This window comes from Rhodoblastus acidophilus, from assembly GCF_900187365.1.
Lineage (GTDB): Bacteria > Pseudomonadota > Alphaproteobacteria > Rhizobiales > Beijerinckiaceae > Rhodoblastus > Rhodoblastus acidophilus.
Genome location: NZ_FYDG01000003.1, coordinates 61,937 through 80,427, shown reverse-complemented (window position 1 = coordinate 80,427; position 18,491 = coordinate 61,937). Strand labels below are relative to the sequence as shown.

The window sequence follows — 18,491 nt, the reverse complement described above, 5'->3', positions numbered from 1 at the left end:
CTTACCTCGCTTCGCGCGGTTCGATATGGCCGCCGAAACCGAACCGCATCGCCGAGAGAAGCTTCTCCGCGAAACTGTGCGCGTCGCGGGAGCGGAACCGGGTGAACAAAGCGGCGGCGATCACGTTGGCGGGAACGGCTTCCTCGATGGCGGCCTCGACGGTCCAGCGGCCCTCGCCGGAATCGGCGACGGCGCCGGTGAATTTCTCCAGCGCCCCATCGCCGGCCAGAGCCAAGGCGCAGAGATCGAGCAGCCAGGACGACACCACGCTGCCGCGCCGCCAGACTTCGGCGATATCGGCGAGATTGAGGTCGAAGCGTTCGGCTTCCGGCAGGGCGGGCGCGTTGCGATGGCGCAGGATGTCGAAGCCTTCGGCATAGGCCTGCATCAGGCCGTATTCGATGCCGTTGTGCACCATTTTCACGAAATGGCCGGCGCCTGTCGGCCCCGCATGGATGTAGCCGCGCTCGGCGCGCGGATCGCCTTGACGGCCCGGGGTTGGCGCGATGTCGCCGCGCCCCGGCGCGAGCGCGGCGAAGATGGGATCGAGATGATCCACCGCCTGTTTCGGGCCGCCGATCATGAGACAATAGCCGCGCGTCAAACCCCAGACTCCGCCGGAGACGCCGCAATCGACATAGGCGATGTTTTGCGCCGCCAGTTTTTCGGCGCGGGCGATATCGTCCTTGTAGAAGGCGTTGCCGCCGTCAACGATGATATCGCCCGGCGACAGCAGCGCGGCGAGATCGTCCACCGCCTGCTCGGTGATGGCGCCGGCGGGCAGCATCAGCCACACCGCCCGGGGGGCGGAGAGCTTTTGCGCCAGCGCGGCCAGCGAGGCGACGGCGGCGGCCTCGCCGGCCAAAGCCGCGCGCGCCTGCGGGTCGTGATCGTAGACCACGCAATCATGTCCCGCCTTGATCAGACGCCGGGCCATGGCGCCGCCCATCCGCCCGAGTCCGACCATTCCAATCTGCATGCGCTTCCCTCCGTCCGCGCTCACCCCACGCGCTGGCGCGGCGCCGCGCGGCGTTTCGCAAGCGTGTCGAACAATTGGTCGAACGCATCGGTAAATTGCTTCACGCCGTCCTCGACCAGAGCGTTGGTGATTTCGTGAAGCGAAACGCCGCGCGCCGCCAATTGATCCAGGATTGCACGGGCGCCGTCGACATCTTGCGCGATCGCATCCGGCTTGATCTCGCCGTGGTCGCGGAAGGCGGCCATGGTCGCGGGCGGCATGGTGTTCACCGTGTCGGCGCCGATCAGCTCCTCGACGTAAATCGTGTCTCGGTAGTCGGGGTTTTTCGTGCTGGTGGAGGCCCAGAGCAGGCGTTGCGGGCGTGCGCCGGCGTCGGCGAGGCTTTCCCAGCTCGGTCCGTCGAACAGGGCCTGATAACGCGCATAGGCGATCTTGGCGTTGGCGATGGCCGCCTTGCCGCGCAGCTCTTGCGCCGAGGGATCGTCGAGCGCGTCGAGCCGCTTGTCCACCTCCGTGTCGATGCGGCTGACGAAGAAACTGGCGACGCTCGCGACATGGGACAGGTCGCCGCCCGCGCGCGAAAATTCCTCCAGCCCGGCGAGATAGGCTTGCGCGACCTGCTCGTACACGTCGGTCGAGAACAGCAGGGTGATGTTGATGTTCACGCCCATGCCGATCAACCGTTCGATGGCCGGAAGACCGGCGGGCGTCGCGGGGATTTTGACCATCAGATTGGGGCGGTCGACGGCGCCCCACAGCCGTTGCGCCTCGGCCACCGTCGCCTCCGTGTCATTGGCGAGATAGGGCGAACATTCCAGGCTGACATAGCCGTCGCGCGCTTGCGTTTCCGCATAGACCGGCGCGAGAACGTCGGCGGCGGCCTGAATGTCGGCGATGGCCAGATGTTCGTAAATCTCGCCTTCGTCGCGGTCGCCGTTCGCGAGAAACTGCGCGATGGCTTCGGCATATTCGTCGGATTGGCCGATGGCCTTTTCAAAGATCGAGGGGTTGGACGTGACCCCCTTCAGGCCGTCGCGCGCGATCAACTCCTGCAGATCGCCCTGCAGCACGAAGTTGCGCCTGAGATAGTCGAGCCAGGGCGCCTGGCCGCAGGCTTGCAGTCTATGCAGTGGGTTCATGGGCTGTTCTCCAGTTGACGTCGGGCCGCAGCCACGACCGTCTCGCGGGTGAAGCCGAATTTTACCATGAGATCGCCCGCCGGCGCCGATGCGCCAAATCCGCACATGGCGATCTTTGCGCCGGTCGCCCCGACATAGCGGTCCCAGCCGAGCGGCGAGGCCGCCTCGACGCAGACCCGCGCCGTCACCTGCGGCGGCAGAACGGCGTCGCGATAGGCCCGGTCCTGGCGTTCGAACAGATCCCACGAGGGCATGCTGACCACCCGCACGGCGACGCCGTCGCGCGCCAGTTCTTCGAAGGCTTCGAGGCAGAGCGAGACCTCGCCGCCCGTTCCGATCAGGATCACATCCGGGTTTTCGCCGGTCTCCGCCAGCACATAAGCGCCGCGCGAAACCCCTTCGGCGGAAGCGTAGCGGCTGCGGTCGAGCGTCGGCAGTTTCTGGCGGCTCAGGACGAGGCAGGCGGGCTGCGCCTGCCGCATGATGACGCGCCACGCCTCCACCGTCTCGTTGGCGTCGGCGGGCCGCAACGTGAGCAGGTTGGGAATGGCCCGCAGGCCCGCCAGTTGCTCGATCGGCTGGTGGGTCGGGCCGTCCTCTCCCAAGCCGATCGAATCGTGCGTGAAGATGTGGATCACCGGCAGGCCCATCAAAGCGCCCAGCCGGATCGCCGGCTTCAGATAGTCGGAGAAGATCAGGAAGGTCGAGCTGTAGACGCGCAACTTGCTGAGCGCCAGCCCGTTCAGCGCCGCGCCCATCGCATGTTCGCGGATGCCGAAATGCAGGTTGCGGCCGCCGTAATAGCCGAGTTCGAATTCGCCGGCGCCGTCGAAAGTGAGGTTGCTCTTGGTCGAGGGGGCGAGATCGGCGGCGCCGCCAACCAGCCACGGGACTTTTTTGGCGATGGCGTTGAGCGCCTGTCCGGAGGCTTCGCGCGTGGCGAGGCCCTTCGCGTCGGGCGGAAATTCCGGCAGATCGCTGTCCCAGCCCTCGGGCAATCCGCCGGTCTGCATGAGGTCGAGACGCTCGGCGAGGTCGGGATGGCCGGCGCGATACTGGCGCATGCGTTCGAGCCAGTCGCGCCGCAGCGCGCCGCCGCGCATGCCCTGCTGGAAATGCTCGCACACGCCTCTGGGCACCAGAAAGGACGAGTCTTCCGGCCAGCCATAGGCGCGCTTGGCGAGGCGGACCTCCTCCTCCCCGAGCGGTTCGCCATGGGCGGCGCTATGGTCCTGCTTGTGCGGCGCGCCATAGCCGATGTGGCTCTTGACGACGATGAGCGTCGGCGCGTCCTGCGTCTCCCGGAAACGCTTGAGCGCGGCGGCGACGGCCTGGGTGTCGTTGGCGTCGGCGACGCGCTCGACGTTCCAGCCATAGGCGCGGAACCGCATCGCCACGTCGTCGTCGAAGGCGAGGCCGGTGTGGCCCTCGATGGTCACCTGATTGTCGTCGTAGATCCAGCACAGATTGCTGAGGCGCAGATGGCCGGCGAGCGACGCCGCCTCATTGCTGATCCCCTCCATCATGTCGCCGTCGCTGCACAGCGCGTAAATGGCGTAGTCGAAAATTTCAAAACCGGGGCGATTGAAATTCTGCGCCAGCCAGCGCTCGGCCATCGCCATGCCCACGGACATGCCGCAGCCCTGCCCGAGCGGCCCGGTGGTCGCCTCGACGCCGGTGGTGGCGTAATGCTCGGGATGTCCGGGACACACGCTGTCGAGCTGGCGGAAGGCCTTGATGTCGTCGAGCGACACGGCGGGGGCGCCTGTCGGCTTTTGCGACGCGTCGAGTTTTTTCACGCCGGCGAGATGCAGCGTCGCATAGAGCAGCATCGAGGCGTGGCCGTTCGACAGGATGAAGCGGTCGCGGTTGAGCCAGGCGGCGTCCTCGGGGTCGTAGCGCAGCACGTTGCGCCATAGCGCATACATCACCGGCGCCAGCGCCATCGGCGTGCCCGGATGGCCGGAATTGGCTTTCTGCACCGCATCCATCGCCAGGGTGCGCATCGTGTCGATGCACAGGCGATCGAGGTCGCGCGCGGGCGCGATCTTCGCCGGCGTCTCGCGCGCGGGGGCGGCGACGCCGCGCGACGTCTGCGGCGGGCGCTGGGCCGCGCCGCCTGCGGCGGCGCTTTTGCCGGGGGCGCCGCTTTTGCCGGGAGCGGGAGATGGCGCGCGCTTGCGATTGGGCATGAACGTCCTCGGCTTTCGCGGGCGGAACGATTTTCGCCCGCGGCTAGGCAACGCTTTACGGCCGCGACGGTTTCGCGGAGACGGCGGCGCGCTGACGGTTAACGCCCCATGCGGCGAAATTGATCGCGGCGGTTCGCTTTTTTCGCGCCCTAAGACGAGGTTCTCATGCCGGCGGCCATCGAAGATTACGGATTGATCGGCGATGGCGAAACCGCCGCGCTGGTGTCGCGGGACGGCTCGATCGACTGGCTGTGCTGGCCGCGCTTCGATTCCGACGCCTGTTTCGCCGCCCTGCTCGGGGACGCCGGCAACGGGCGCTGGCGCATCGCGCCCGCCGACGGCGATCAAAAAATCGTGCGGCGCTACCGGCCGGACACGCTGATTCTGGAGACGACCTTTTCCTGCGCCGACGGCGAGGTCATGCTGGTCGATTTCTTTCCCTTGCGCGCCCAGGCCTCGCAGGTGGCGCGTCTGGCGGTGGGCCTGCGCGGCGCCGTTCGGATGCGATGCGAGCTGACGCTGCGATTCAATTATGGCGCGTCCGTTCCATGGGTGCGGCGAACGGCGGACGGCGCCTTGCTGGCGGTGGCCGGCCCCGATCAGGTCGTGCTGCGCACGCCGGTCGAGCTGCGCGGCGAAGGGCTGAGCACCGTCGCCGATTTCACCGTCGCGGCCGGGCAGACCTCGCCCTTCGTGCTGATGTACGCGCCGTCGCACCTGCCGCCGCCCGGACCGGTCGACGCCTGCGAGGCGCTGCGGCGCACCGAGGCGTTCTGGAAGGGCTGGGCGGCGGGACAGCGCAAGCCCGACATGGCCGAGCCGCATGTGGAGGCCGTGACCCGCTCGCTGATCACGCTCAAGGCTTTGATCTATACGCCGACGGGCGGCATCGTCGCGGCGCCCACCACCTCGCTGCCCGAGCGGATCGGCGGGCCGCGCAACTGGGACTACCGGATTTGCTGGCTGCGCGACGCCACGCTGACCCTGCTCGCCTTCATGAACGCCGGCTATTACGACGAGGCCCGCGACTGGCGCGACTGGCTGTTGCGCGCGGCGGCGGGCAGCCCCGAACAGATGCAGATCATGTATGGGCTGGCGGGCGAGAAGCGGCTGACGGAATGGGAGGTTCCGTGGCTTGCGGGCTATGAGGGGTCGTCGCCGGTGCGGATCGGCAACGCCGCCGCCGAACAATTGCAGATCGACGTGTTCGGCGAGGTGATGGACGCGCTGCACCAGGCGCGGCTCGGCAGCCTGCACAATCCGCGCGAGGGCTGGGATTTCCAGCGCGCGCTGATCGGCCATCTGGAGACGATCTGGGCCAGCCCGGACGAGGGCATCTGGGAGACGCGCGGCGGGCGGCGGCATTTCACCCATTCCAAAGTCATGGCCTGGGTGGCGATCGACCGCGCCATCAAAAGCGCGGAACGCTTTGGGCTCGACGGGCCGGTGGCGGCCTGGCGCGTCTTGCGCGAAAAAATCCACCGCGAGGTGTGCGAAAAGGCGTTCAATCCGCGCCTCGGCGCCTTCGTCCAGGCCTATGGATCGCAAACGCTCGACGCCAGCGCCTTGCTCATTCCCGCCGTGGGTTTTCTGCCGGCGGCCGATCCGCGCGTTCTCGGGACGATTGCGGCGGTCGAACAGCATTTGATGCGCGACGGGCTGGTGTTGCGCTATGACACCGGCGAGGCCGGCGACGGTCTGCCGCCGGGGGAAGGCGCGTTTCTGGCGTGCAGCTTCTGGCTGGCGGACGCCTATCTGCTGACCGGGCGGCGGGCGGAGGCGGAGCTTTTGTTCCGGCGTTTGTTGGCGCTGCGCAACGATCTGGGGCTTCTGTCGGAGGAATACGATCCGCGCAGCCGGCGCCAGCTCGGCAATTTCCCGCAGGCTTTTTCCCATATCGCCCTAGTCAATACGGCGCATAATCTGTGCCGGCCGGCGCGCCAGCCCTGCCGCGGGCCGCTCGGCCCGCACGCGGAAAAGGAGCTTGTCGGCGCCCCGCCCAATGATTTTATATAGGCCCCGAAAGCTGAACTGGAGACAGCGATGAGCGAACAATGGGATTTTCAGATTCGCGCCACACTGACCGACCGCGCCGCGGAACTGATTTGCGAGGGAGGCGCCGCGCCCGAGCTTGCCCCGCTGGTCGCCGTGGCCGAGCGTCATCAGGCGCAGATTCGCAACCAATATGACGCCTTCGCGGAATTTGTCGCCGAGGCCGAGGCCAACGGCGAAACGCAGACGCCGCTGTACAAGTGGACCCGGGTGACCATCGACGATCCGGTCAAGGCGGCCAAGCACAAGAAAATCGTCACCTTCTACGTCAATGGCGAGGAAGTTTACGCGCGTAACGCCGCCGAGGCGCTGGAGGCCGATCTCTTGCCGCTGGTGGGCGGGCCGCTGGTGACCAAGGTGAACAAATACGATTCCAACCCGGCCAACAATCCGCAGCCGCCCGCGCAATTCGGAGCGTGAGCGCGAAGCCGTCGTCCTCCTCATTTGACCGAATGGCCAAGATCGCCGGAACCAGGGAACGCCTGACTAGATCTGAGCGTTGTTGAGGCGGGTTCGCCGAAATTCTGGCCGCGCATCAGACGTCCGGGCCACGATCCGGCGCGGCGGCGGGCGAAAAAGGTTGAGGCGATCATGGAGGGAACCGGAGAGAGTCGGGCCGGCTTCGACCTTGCGACCAAGGACAATCCCCCGGCCTCGGCGCTGGGCGGGATCGACTTCGCGCATCTGGCCAGCCTTGTCGATCCGGCCTCCAATCTGGGCGCGCCGCAGTCCTGGCCGGCGCCTTTGCTGGTGGCGCTGCGCGCCGCTCTGGCGTCGCGCCAGCCGATCCTGGTGTTCTGGGGGCCGGACAGCCGGTTGTTTTGCAACGGCGTCGCGCGCGATCTTCTGGCGGGGGACATCGGGACGCGCGCGCTGGGGCTTCCCGCTTCCGAACTGCTGGGATCATGGCCGGGTCTGGCGCCGCAAATCGCCGCCATCCTGCGCGGCGAGGCCGTCGAACGCGGCGGCTTGGTCGTTCGGGGCGGCCCCGCGGCGTCGGAGCGTTGTTTGGCGTGCAGCCACGCGCCGATCATCGATCCCGCCGCGCCTCGCGGGGTGGGCGGCGCGCTGACGCTGATCGACGCCGGCGACGCGGCGAGCCGCCTCACGGAGATGTTTGAGCAGACTCCCGGTTTCGCGTGCATGTTGCGCGGCCCCGACCATGTGTTCGATCTGGCCAACGAATCCTACCGGCGGCTCGTCGGCGATCGTCCGCTGATCGGCCGTCCTGTGCGCGAGGCCCTGCCCGAAATCGCCTCGCAGGGTTTTCTCGATCTGCTCGACGCGGTGCGGACGCAAGGCCGCCGCCATGTCGCCAGGCGACAGCGCGTCCTGCTGCGCAGAGACCGGGAAACGCTGGAGGAAGTTTTCGTCGATTTTGTCTATGAGCCGGTGCGCGGCGCCGATGGAAGCGTCTCCGGCGTTTTCGTGCAGGGCGGGGACGTCACCGATCAGGTGCGCGGCGAGGAACGGTGGCGCGCCATTGTCGAGGCCGCGCCGGGCCTGGTCTTCGCCGCCGACGCCGACGGCGCCATCCATTTCGTCAACGAACAGGCGTGCGCCCAGTCCGGGCGGGATGCGGCGGCGCTGCGCGGGCGGCGCTGGTTCGATCTGCTGCATCCCGACGACGCGCAGGCGGCGCTGCGGCTTTGGCGCGAAGCCCAGGTCCTTTGCCAGCCTTTTGAGGCCGAATGCCGCTTTCGCGGTCGGGACGGAGCCGACTGGCGCTGGCATCTGGCGCGGGTGGCGCCGATGCGCGTCGCCAATGGCGCCGCAGCCGAATGGGTGGGCGTCGCCACCGACATTCACGAGCGCCGCGAGGCCGAACAGCGTCTGGCGGCCAATGTGGACGCGTTCGACCGGCTCATCACCGGCAATCCCTTCGGCATCTACGTCGTGGACGGCGACTTCCGCATCGCCTACGCCAGCGAAGGCGCGAAACGCACGTTCGGCAGCGCGCTCGCCCCGTTGATCGGCAAGGAGCTCGGTCATGCGATGCGCACGATCTGGCCGGAGCCGTTCGCCAGCGAAGCGGTGCTGCGCTTCCGCCGCGCCATGGACCTCGGCGAAACTTACGTGGCGAGGGACACGTTCGAGCGGCGCGCCGACCGCGACGCCAAGGAAGCCTACGACTGGCATGTCGAGCGGATCGTCATGCCCGACGGGCGCTTCGGGGTGGTCTGCTATTTCCACGATCTGACCGAACGCGTCGCCTATGAGGAGAAACTCAAGGCCAGCGCCAGGGCGCTGGCGGAGAACGAAACGCGCCTGCGCCTGGCGACCGAACATGCGGAGATCGGCTTTTGGGACGTCGATCCCATGAACGACGTGCTGGTCTGGCCGCCCCGGGTCAAGGCGATGTTCGGCGTCTCGGCCGATGCGCCCGTGACCATGCGGGCCGATTTCTACGCCTGCCTGCACCCGGACGATCGCGATCGCGTCAGCGCGGCCTATGCGGCGGCCTGCGACCCGCGGCGCCGCGCGCTTTACGACGTCGAATACCGCACCGTGGGCAAGGAGGACGGCGTCCTGCGCTGGGTGGCCGCCAAGGGGCGCGGCGTGTTCGACGCCCAGGGACGATGTGTGCGCGTGATCGGCACGGCGATCGACATCACGGCGCGCAAGCGCGTGGAAGAGCAATTGCGCGAGACGTCGGAGCGGGTTCAACTCGCGCTCGACGCCGGCGCGATCATCGGGGTGTGGGACTGGAATTTGCCGCGCGACCGCCTGACCGCCGACGCGCGCTTCGCCGAGGCCTTCGGGCTTGATCCCGAACGCTGCCGCGCCGGGATCGGCCTTGACGAGGCCGTCGCCAACATTCATCCGGCGGACCGGTCCGCCGTGATGGCGGCGGTGGACGAGGCGATCCGAAGCGGCGGCGCTTTTGCGCGGCAATATCGCGTGCGCGGCGCCGATGGCGCTTATCATTGGGTCGAGGCCAACGGACGCGTCGATCGCGGGCCGGACGGAACGCCGATGCGTTTTCCCGGCGTGCTGCTCGACATCGAGGCCCGCCGCGCGGTGGAGGCGGAGCGCGATCAGGTCAAGGCGCGGCTCGCGGCGTTGATGGACGCGATTCCCGGCGTGGTCTATTGCAAGGATCGCGAGGGCCGCATGGTGTTCGCCAATCGCGGCGCCACCGATCTCATCGGCAAGCCGCTGCTGGCCTGCCTTGGCCGAACCGACGCCGATCTGCTCGGCGACCGCGCGCAGGCGCAGGCGGTGATGGCCAACGACCAGAACGTGATGATGAGCGGAACGACCGCGACGTTCGAGGAAGAAGTGTCCTCGCCCGACGGGCGCCGCTCCATCTGGTTTTCGACCAAGGCGCCGTTTCGCGACGCTTCGGGCGAGGTGGTCGGGCTGATCGGCGCCTCGATCGACATCACCGACCGCAAGCGGGCCGAGCAGGAAATCCTCGACAGCCAGGCGCGTCTGCGCGCGGCGCTCGAAGCCGGCAAGATGGGCGAATATTCGCTCGACCTCGCAACCGGCGAGATCACGGCGGCGGCGCGCACGCGCGAACTGTTCGGCTTTGGCGACGACGCGCCGCGCGGGATCGACGACTGGCTGGCGCGAACGCATCCTGAGGACCGCATCGCCCTGCGCCAGAACCTGCTCAAGGCCGCCGGATCGGACGCGAGCGACTCCCAAAACGAATTCCGGGTGACGCATCCGGCCGGCGTCCGCTGGATCGCCGCGCATAATGAGATCGTGCGCGGCCCGCACGGCGCCCCCATCGCCGTGCGCGGCCTGATCTACGATGTCACGGCGCGCCGGCTCAACGAGGAGCGCTTGCGCGATCTCAACGCCGACCTCGAGCGCCGGGTGGCCGAGGCGCTCGAAGGCCGGCGCCTCTGGAGCGACATCATCGAGGCCAATGACGCGTTTATCCAGGCCATCACGCCGGATTTCCGCCTGCTCGCCATCAACAGGGCCAACGCCGACGAATATGTGCGCGTCTTTGGCAAACGGCCCCGCGTCGGCGACAGCCTGCTGGAGATTCTGGCGGAATGGCCCGAGCAACTCGCCTCGTCCATGGCGATCTGGTCGCGCGCGCTGAACGGCGAGATCGTGGTCGAAACCGGCGAATACGGCGACGACGCGCTGGAAAAACGCTGGTACGAGATGAAGTTCAGCCCGCTGCGCCATCCCGACGGCCGGTTGATGGGCGCGCTGCATATTTCCTATGAGGTGACGCAGAAAATCCGGCAGCAGGAGGCGCTGGCCAAGGCGCAGGCGGAGCTGTTCGAGGCGCAGAAGATGGAGACGATCGGCCAGCTCACCGGCGGCGTCGCCCACGATTTCAACAATCTGCTGGCCGCCATCCTCACCAATCTCGATCTCGCCAAGAAGCGCATTCCCGATCTCAGGACCGCCACGCTGATCGAAGGCGCCGTGAAGGGCGCCGAACGCGGCGCCGCCCTGTCGAAGCGGCTGCTCGCCTTCGCGCGCCGGCAGGAGCTGAACGTGGCCACCGTCGACGTGGCGGCGCTGTTCGACGACATGCTCGACCTGTTGTCGCGGTCGCTGGGACCGTCGATCCGCATCGACACGGACTTCCCGGCGCGGCTGCCGCCGGTGCGGGTTGACGCCAACCAGCTCGAACTGGCGCTGCTCAATCTCGCGGTCAACGCGCGCGACGCCATGCCGGGCGGCGGAACCCTCAGCGTGTCGGCCGCGGCGCTGGCGGCGGAGGCCAATGCGCCCGATCTCGCCGCCGGCGACTATGTCCGCATCCGCATTGTCGACACCGGCGGCGGCATGGACGCGGAAACGCTCAGAAAGGCGACCGAGCCGTTCTTCACGACCAAGGGCGTCGGCAAGGGCACGGGGCTTGGCCTGTCCATGGTGCAGGGACTCGCCGCGCAATCGGGCGGCGCGCTGCGTCTTCACAGCGAAATCGGGCGCGGCGCGACGGTGGATCTCTGGCTGCCGCAAGCGCCGGCCGGCATGCAGCCGGCGGCGCCGGCGGCGCCGTCCCTGGACGCCGACGCGGATGAAGGAGCGCCGATGAAAATCCTGGTCGTCGACGACGATGCGCTGGTCGCGATGGGGACGGTGGCGATGCTCGAAGATCTCGGGCACGCCGTGTTCGAGGCGAACAGCGGCCGCAAGGCGCTGGACGTCGTGGACCAGCATCCCGACTTCGACCTCGTCATCACCGACCACGCCATGCCCGGCATGACCGGCTGCGAATTGGCCGGCAAGCTGCAAAGCCTCCGGCCGGACCTGCCGATCATCCTCGCGACCGGCTACGCAGAGCTGCCCGCCGGCCGCGATCCCGGCCTGCCCCGGCTGGCCAAGCCGTTCCGGCAGGACGAGCTGATCGCGGCGCTCCGGTCGGCGCGTCGCCCGGCTTGAGGCGAACGGCGGCGCGGGCGTCGCCGTGGTGTTTTTCTGGCGCCCCACAGATCGGCTGAAAAAGCCGATTTTCTCGAAATTTCTATTTAGAGTTGAAACGGTTTTGCGCAAAACACGTCGAAAACCGTCCATTTTGTGAAAAAACTGCGCGATTCTTGAAAAAAACCGACTGTTTTCGCACCTACACGCGTTTGGTTGCACAGCCGGAGGCCGGACAAAAATCGGGGGGGATTTCTGTCGGGCCTGGCGATAAGCCCGGTCATTTTCTTTTTTATATCAATTTATTACGAGGCCGCTTTCTTCGCGCGCCGCCCCGTTTCACGTGAAACAAAACAAGAACATATGCGCCGTCAATGAGCCGACTCCACGCCTTTTCCATTTTCACTTTTCGCCAAAATCGCTTTTGGATTCGCGTTTTTCGTTGTGGAGCCGGCGCCGGCCGCGTCAATGTCCCGCCGGCGCGGCGCCGCCCAGTTTGACTTTGCGCAGCAGCAACGCGAGCGGGATCGCCGCCAGCGACACCAGCATCAACGTCCAGAACACATCGATATACGCCAGCAGCGACGCCTGCGCCTGCGCCTGCTGGCCGATCCAGGCGAAAGCTTGCGCCTTGGCCTGCGCGGCCGAACCGTTTTGCGCGAAATAGTCGGTCGCCTGCTGCATCGTCTGCTGATACGAAAGATTCGACGGGACGCTCTGTTCGGCGAGACGGCTGAGGTGAAACTGCTGGCGATGCGCGAGCACGTTCGAGGCCAGCGACACGCCGATGGAGCCGCCGGTGTTGCGGGCGGCGTTGAGCAGCGCCGAGGCCATGTCGGTCTTGCCGGGGGGCAGGCCGTCATAGGAGGCGGCGGTGATCGGAATGAAGATCAGCGGCAGGCCGACGCTCACCACCATGCGCCAATCGGCGAAGAACCAGAAGTCAACGTCGCCGTTAAGGCCGGTCAGTCCGTACATGGAGAAGGCGCAGACGGCCGAGCCCGCGGCGATCAGATATTTCGGCTGGACGCGGCGCGACAATTGTCCGACCGTGAACATCATGACCATCGCCACCAGGCCGCCCGGCGACAGCGCCAGCCCCGCCCAGGTCGCGGTATAGCCGAAATCCTCCTGCACCATCTGAGGCATGAACTGCGTCGTCGCCAGCAGGATGGCGCCGGTCGCCAGCATGACCACGAAACAGGCGCCGAACTGGCGGCTGGCGAGCATGCGCAGGTCGACCAACGGAGACTTGTGCTTGAGTTCCCACGGGATCGTCGCGACGAAGGCGAGCGCCGCGATTGCGGCGAAGGTGACGATAAAGCGCGAGGCGAACCAGTCCTCGATCTGGCCGCGATCGAGAATGACTTCGAGCGAGCCGAGGAAACAGGCGACCAGCACGAAGCCGATCCAGTCGAAACGGGCGGCGCGCGCGGTGGGCGGCGTCTCGTTGATCAGGGCGTAGATCAGCGCCATCGACAGCAGGCCGACCGGGCCGTTGATGAGAAAGCACCAGTGCCACGACAGATTGTCGGACAGCCAGCCGCCGAGCGTCGGGCCGATCACCGGCGCCACCACCACGGCCACGCCGAACAGGGCGAAAGCCTGGCCGCGCTTCTGCGGCGGGAAGGAATCGGCGAGAATGGATTGCGCCACCGGCACCATGCCGCCGCCCGCCAGGCCTTGCAGCAGGCGAAAAGCCAGCAGGGAGTTCAAATTCCAGGCGAAGCCGCACAGCACCGAACTGACGGTGAACAGGCCAAGGCAGAACAGGAAAAAACTCTTTCGGCCGAATTTTTGCGCGAAGAAACTGGTCGCCGTGACGATGATGGCGTTGGAGACGAGATAGGTGGTGACCACCCAGGAGGATTCGTCGGCGCTGACGCCGAGGCTGCCGGCGATATAGCGCAGGGCGACATTGGCGATGGTGGTGTCCAGCACCTCCATGAAGGCGGCCAGCGCCACGACCACCGCGATCAGCCAGGGATTCACGCCCTCCGCGACGACGGGCGGCGCTGCGCCGCGTTCGCTCATGACTTGCTCCAGAGCCTGTCGACAGCGCCGGCGAGGCGCTCGTAGAGCGAGGGCGACGCGTCCACGCGCACGCTGGGGACCACCGACATGCCCGGACCGAGCGTCACATCCGCCGGCGGGGCGTCGATGACGATCTTGACGGGCACGCGCTGCACGATTTTCACGTAATTGCCGGTGGCGTTCTGCGCCGGCAGCAGCGAAAAAGCGGTGCCGGAACCAGGCTGAATGCTCTCGACGTGGCCGGTGATCGTGCGGCCGGGATAGGCGTCGATCTCGAAGGTCGCCTTCTGGCCGGCTCGCATGGCGTCGAGCTGGTTTTCCTTGAAATTGGCGGTCACCCAGATCTCGTCGGGCACGAACATGGCGAGGTTCGCGCCCGTGGCGGCGAACTCGCCGGGCTCGGCGGTGAGGTTGACCACCCGCCCCGGTTCGGCGGCGGCGACCGTAGTGTAGCTGAGGTTGAGCCGCGCCTGATCGGCCTGCGCCTGCGCCTGAGCGAGGCTCGCCTGCGCGCTGAGGCGTTGCGCCCGAAGCGACTCCACCTGGCGCCGCGCCACCTCGACGCCCGCCTGCGCGGTTTTGAGCGCCGCCTGCTGCTGCGCCGATTGCGCGTTGAATTGCTGCGCATTCTGCACAGAACCGGCGCCGCGCTGCGCCAGTTGCTCATAGCGGGCGGACTGCTGCCGGGCGAAGACGAGCGTCGCCTGCGCCTGATCGACCTGCGCCTCGTTGGCCGCGATCTGCGCTTGCTGCACGGCGATCTGCGCGTCGATGTTTTTGATGTTCGCCTGGGCGGCGCCCACCTGCGCCTCGGCCTGTTCGAGCGCGACGCGATAATCGCGCGGGTCGATCCGCGCGATCACGGCGCCCTTTCCGAGATGCTCGTTGTCGGTGACGGGAACCTCGGTGACATAGCCCGAAACTTTCGGCGCCAGCGCGACCGGCCGCGAGGCGATGAAGGCGTCGTCGGTGCTCTGGAAATGGCTGGATTCGTCCCACCAGAGGTAGCCCGCCCCGAGCGCGCCCACTATCAGCAGCGCGCCGAACGCCGATGCGACGGGGCGGCGGCGAACGAACCCGCGCCCTGGCTTGTCATCGTGGTCGGATGGCGCGGCGCCCGCGTCCGTCTGATCGGCGGCCGGGCGATCACCATCGGGAGGCGCGGTGCGCTTTGTTTCCGGCGCCGGTGGACGAGCCGGACGCGCCTCGCCCTTCTCCGCGACTCTCACCTTTCGAGATTTGATGGAGGGTCCGGCTTCGGCGGAATTCTGCGCTTCCTTGTCCTCGATGTAATCCTGGTCTTTCAGCATTCACTGCTCCCGCCTGGACCGCGCGGCCGCGAAACGCGGCGCAAGCGCGACAATGGAACGACGCCGTTCAGTTCCGCTACATGGGTTGACGGGTCTCATTGTTCAATACGAAACGACACCGTTTCGTTCGCTTTACACGAGGACGTGAGGCGCCTATATCCCGGCAGGGTGAAGGCGATGGAAGATACTGGAAAACCGAGGAGCGAGCGCGAGACGCGGACGAGATGCGGGCGTCCGCCGCTGGAGCGCGCAGGCGAGGTGGACGCCCGCATCCTCAATGCGGCCACACGCGTATTTCTCGACCGCGGCTTCGAGGGCGCTTCCATCGACCTGATCGCGGAAACGGCCCGTTCGGGCAAGCCGACGATCTACGCGCGTTATCCCAACAAGGAGGCGCTGTTCGCCGCCGCCCTGGCCGATCGGATCGCGCTCAAGCACGCGCGCGTCGGCGATCACAAGCCGGCCGGCGACACGCTGGAGGCGCGGCTCGCCGGCATCGCCGTCACCCTGGTCAATGAAACGCTGACCGAGGAATTCGTTGGGCTTTACCGGCTGTGCCTCTCGGAATCCCGACGCTTTCCTGACCTGGTGCGCAGCCTCGGCCGGATGGCGCGGCGGCGCGGCGGCGAGATCATCGGGCAATTGCTGGCGGGCGCCTCGCAATGCGGCCAGCTCGACGCGGCGCTCGGCGACAACGAGGAACGGCAGGCCCGCGCGGCGCGCTATTTCATCGACCTGAACCTGCTGCCGCTGTTGATACGGGCGCTGGCGGGCGAGCCGCTGGAGGCCCTGCGCGCCGAATTCGTCAACGAGGCCGACAGACGCGTCGCCTTCTTCCTCGCCGCGTGCCGCAATGGCGGCCTCGCAAGCTGAGCCTGAATGCGCTAGAATAGCGTCGGCTTGGCCTTCACCGATTGAAGCGCAAAAAGCCTACGCGGGTTTCGACGTTTTTTCGCCGCGCGCGTTGACCCATCCGCGACGCGCCAGCCCGCCAGACAACACGGCCGCCATGCTTTTCGCCAAGACTCGCAATTTCCTGACCAAACACGCGGTGACCATAAGCGGCGCCGGCGAGCGCGTCCTCGTGCTCGGCAACGGTTTCGGGACCAGCCAGAATTGCTGGACGCAGCTGCTGCCGCTGCTGGAAGCGCGTAGCCGGGTGGTCCGATTCGACTGGGCGGTCTCGCCCAAGCATTACGACTCCGCGCGCTACGCCACGCTCGACGGCTATGTCGAGGACCTGCTCGGCATTATCGCCGCCACCGTCCAAGGCCCCTGCACGCTGATCGGCCATTCGATGAGCTCCATGATCGGCATGCTGGCCGCCACGCGCGAACCGGAGCGGTTCCACCACATCGTCATGATCGCGCCGGCGCCTTGCTTCATCCGCGACCAAGGCTATGAAGCCGGATTCACCCGCGAGGAGCTCGACGCCTTGCTCGACGCTGTCAGCGACGATTACCTCGCCTGGACCGAGGCCTTCGCGCCCATCGCGGTCGGGGGCGCGCCGAATTCCGTGGCGATCGACGATTTCCGCGAAGGACTGCGGGCGCTGCGGCCGGACGTCGCCCTGTCCATGGCGCAACTGCTGTTCACCATTGATTTGCGCCCGCAGCTGCAAGCCTATCGCACGCCCACCACCATCATCCAGCCCAGCGCCGACCCCGTCGTGCCGGTGGCGGTGGGCCGCCATCTGGCCGGGCTGTGGCCGCAGGCCGAACTCGTTATCGTCGAAAGCAGCGGCCACCTGCCCCATGTGACGGCGGCGGATCAGGTCGCCGCGATTCTGGCGCGCGTGGCGGCGTGAGGGTATTTTGGCTGCCGCTCGGGAACCGCGCGCCGCCGCCGCCGTTCAGCCTGTTGTCTGGCTGTTCGGAACCCCTCCATGCCCACGCGCCGCATCCATCTGATCAATCCCAAGACCGATTCCCTGACCACCCGCCCGATTTATTTCAACCGCGCGCTCTATTCTCCGCTCGCCGGTCTGTTGGCGGTGGCGGCCTGCATCCCGCGCGACCAGTATGAAGTCGTGCTGACGGACGAAAACATCGAGCCCGTCGATTTCGACCTCACGGCGGATCTCGTGGGCATTTCCGCCATGACCTCCTATGTCAATCGCGGCTACGAAATCGCCGACGCCTTCCGCCAAAAGGGCGTGCCCGTGGTGATGGGCGGCGTGCATCCGAGTTTTATGGCGCAGGAGGCGCTGTCGCATTGCGACGCCGTGGTGGTGGGCGAGGCGGAGCTGGTGATGGACCGGCTGCTCGACGATCTGCGCGGCGGCGCGATGCGCGGCATCTACCGCTCGCACCAGCTGCATCCGATGGTCGGCATGAAAATGCCGCGCTACGATCTGCTGAAACAGAACCGCTATGTGAACAAAACCTTCGTGCAGACCTCGCGCGGCTGCCACACGGGCTGCACCTTTTGCGCCGAACCGCTGATGAACGGCCTGAAATTCCGCTACCGCCCGGTGGACGAGGTGATCGCGGAAATGGAGGCCTGCGGCTCGCGCAACATCTCCATCAACGACGCCGATTTCTTCGGCACGCCGGAGCGCCCGAAAGAGGTGATGCGGGCGCTGAAAGGACGCGGCTTTCGCTGGCAGGCCGGCGTCACCTCGAAGCTCGCCGAAGACGACAGGATGCTTGAGCTGGCGGCGGAAAGCGGCTGCACCATGCTCAGCATCGGCTTTGAATCGATTTCGCGCGACACGCTGAAAAGCGTGCATAAATTCGTCAACCAGCCCGACCATTTCGCCGCATTGGTGCAGAAGATTCAAAGCTACGGCATTTCGGTGTTCGGCCTGTTCATGTTCGGCTTCGACGGCGACGACGCGACCGTCTTCGACCACACCGTCAATTTCAACATCGACGCCGGCTTCGACGCCTGCGCCTTTTCCGCCCTCACCCCCTATCCGGGCACGCTGACTTGGTACGAGATGAAAAAGGCCAACCGCATCGTCTCGTTCGACTGGACCATGTACGACCAGGGCCATGTCGTCTATCGCCCCGCGCAAATGGAGCCGGACACGCTGCGCCTTGGCCTCGACGGCGCCTACAAGGATTTCTACTCGGTCAAATCCATCGCCAGCCGCTTCCCGCTCACCGGCAAGCGCAGCCGCGCGCAATGGCTGATTTACAATCTGTTCATGCGCAAGGCGTCGAAGACGGAAAACATCGAGAGCATCGCGCCGGCCACGCCGGAAACGCAGCACGCGCCCAACCCACCGATCCTGCCGATCAAACGCGAATGGCGCGAGGCCGTGCTCGAAGGTTTGGAGCCGGAACCCGAATTGCGCCAATCGGCGGAATAGGCCGGCGGCGCGACGCAAAACAAAAACAAGAATCCCGCGACAAAGCCAATACCGCAATGTTCATGGTATGTTCCACGTGAAACACCCTTGATCAAAACATTGATTTACATATGTAATTTGGCGAAA

Annotated in this window: 10 protein-coding genes and 1 pseudogene; 6 read left to right on the top strand and 5 right to left on the bottom strand. The window is 66.7% G+C overall.

Annotated features, from left to right (window positions below; all coding sequences use genetic code 11):
* Position 1: 1 nt before the first annotated feature.
* The 3 genes and pseudogenes from gnd to tkt all read right to left on the bottom strand — a co-directional run bounded on the left by gnd (position 2) and on the right by tkt (position 4,310).
* Positions 2-979, bottom strand: coding sequence for a phosphogluconate dehydrogenase (NAD(+)-dependent, decarboxylating) (gene gnd, locus CFB24_RS08670; RefSeq protein WP_088520460.1), 978 nt, complete (start codon positions 977-979; stop codon positions 2-4).
* 44 nt (positions 980-1,023) lie between these two features.
* Positions 1,024-2,118 (bottom strand): annotated as a pseudogene (tal, locus tag CFB24_RS08665) (transaldolase); the annotation flags it as partial.
* Positions 2,115-4,310: a transketolase gene (gene tkt / locus CFB24_RS08660; RefSeq protein ID WP_088520208.1), complete on the bottom strand. Its 2,196-nt coding sequence runs from the start codon at positions 4,308-4,310 to the stop codon at positions 2,115-2,117. The pseudogene tal and the gene tkt, both read right to left, overlap by 4 nt.
* A gap of 165 nt (positions 4,311-4,475) precedes the next feature.
* Between tkt and CFB24_RS08655 the strand changes: the two genes are divergently transcribed.
* The 3 genes from CFB24_RS08655 to CFB24_RS08645 all read left to right on the top strand — a co-directional run bounded on the left by CFB24_RS08655 (position 4,476) and on the right by CFB24_RS08645 (position 11,726).
* Positions 4,476-6,326: a glycoside hydrolase family 15 protein gene (locus CFB24_RS08655; RefSeq protein ID WP_088520207.1), complete on the top strand. Its 1,851-nt coding sequence runs from the start codon at positions 4,476-4,478 to the stop codon at positions 6,324-6,326.
* A gap of 27 nt (positions 6,327-6,353) precedes the next feature.
* On the top strand, positions 6,354-6,782 hold the full coding sequence (locus CFB24_RS08650) for a hypothetical protein (protein WP_088520206.1): 429 nt from the start codon (positions 6,354-6,356) through the stop codon (positions 6,780-6,782).
* A gap of 171 nt (positions 6,783-6,953) precedes the next feature.
* The gene (locus tag CFB24_RS08645) at positions 6,954-11,726 is read left to right on the top strand and encodes a PAS domain-containing protein (RefSeq protein ID WP_088520205.1); all 4,773 of its coding nucleotides are present in this window, start codon (positions 6,954-6,956) and stop codon (positions 11,724-11,726) included.
* 444 nt (positions 11,727-12,170) lie between these two features.
* Here the strand turns inward: CFB24_RS08645 and CFB24_RS08640 are convergent, their stop codons facing one another.
* Positions 12,171-13,739, bottom strand: a complete 1,569-nt coding sequence (locus CFB24_RS08640; RefSeq protein WP_088520204.1) for a DHA2 family efflux MFS transporter permease subunit — start codon at positions 13,737-13,739, stop codon at positions 12,171-12,173.
* Complete coding sequence (locus tag CFB24_RS08635) at positions 13,736-15,049, bottom strand: HlyD family secretion protein (protein WP_088520203.1); 1,314 nt, start codon at positions 15,047-15,049, stop codon at positions 13,736-13,738. Before CFB24_RS08635 ends, CFB24_RS08640 begins: the two co-directional genes overlap by 4 nt.
* Positions 15,050-15,307: 258 nt before the next feature.
* On the opposite strand from CFB24_RS08635, the gene CFB24_RS08630 reads away from it, so the two are divergent.
* The 3 genes from CFB24_RS08630 (at position 15,308) to CFB24_RS08620 (ending at position 18,365) form a co-directional block, all read left to right on the top strand.
* Positions 15,308-15,922 (top strand): TetR/AcrR family transcriptional regulator, encoded by a 615-nt coding sequence (locus tag CFB24_RS08630; RefSeq protein ID WP_158255238.1) that lies wholly within the window; start codon positions 15,308-15,310, stop codon positions 15,920-15,922.
* A gap of 136 nt (positions 15,923-16,058) precedes the next feature.
* Entirely contained in the window at positions 16,059-16,856 is a 798-nt protein-coding gene (locus tag CFB24_RS08625) for an alpha/beta fold hydrolase (RefSeq protein ID WP_158255239.1), read from the top strand.
* Positions 16,857-16,934: 78 nt separating this feature from the next.
* Positions 16,935-18,365, top strand: coding sequence for a B12-binding domain-containing radical SAM protein (locus tag CFB24_RS08620; RefSeq protein ID WP_088520200.1), 1,431 nt, complete (start codon positions 16,935-16,937; stop codon positions 18,363-18,365).
* Positions 18,366-18,491: the final 126 nt, after the last annotated feature.

What these genes read in the sequence shown, in the direction of transcription:
- CFB24_RS08650 (WP_088520206.1), top strand. Translation starts at nt 6,354, where the DNA reads ATGAGCGAACAATGGGATTTTCAGATTCGCGCCACACTGACCGACCGC.
- CFB24_RS08625 (WP_158255239.1), top strand. Translation starts at nt 16,059, where the DNA reads ATGCTTTTCGCCAAGACTCGCAATTTCCTGACCAAACACGCGGTGACC.
- gnd (WP_088520460.1), bottom strand. Translation starts at nt 979, where the DNA reads ATGCAGATTGGAATGGTCGGACTCGGGCGGATGGGCGGCGCCATGGCC.
- CFB24_RS08640 (WP_088520204.1), bottom strand. Translation starts at nt 13,739, where the DNA reads ATGAGCGAACGCGGCGCAGCGCCGCCCGTCGTCGCGGAGGGCGTGAAT.
- CFB24_RS08655 (WP_088520207.1), top strand. Translation starts at nt 4,476, where the DNA reads ATGCCGGCGGCCATCGAAGATTACGGATTGATCGGCGATGGCGAAACC.
- CFB24_RS08645 (WP_088520205.1), top strand. Translation starts at nt 6,954, where the DNA reads ATGGAGGGAACCGGAGAGAGTCGGGCCGGCTTCGACCTTGCGACCAAG.
- CFB24_RS08620 (WP_088520200.1), top strand. Translation starts at nt 16,935, where the DNA reads ATGCCCACGCGCCGCATCCATCTGATCAATCCCAAGACCGATTCCCTG.
- CFB24_RS08635 (WP_088520203.1), bottom strand. Translation starts at nt 15,049, where the DNA reads ATGCTGAAAGACCAGGATTACATCGAGGACAAGGAAGCGCAGAATTCC.
- tkt (WP_088520208.1), bottom strand. Translation starts at nt 4,310, where the DNA reads ATGCCCAATCGCAAGCGCGCGCCATCTCCCGCTCCCGGCAAAAGCGGC.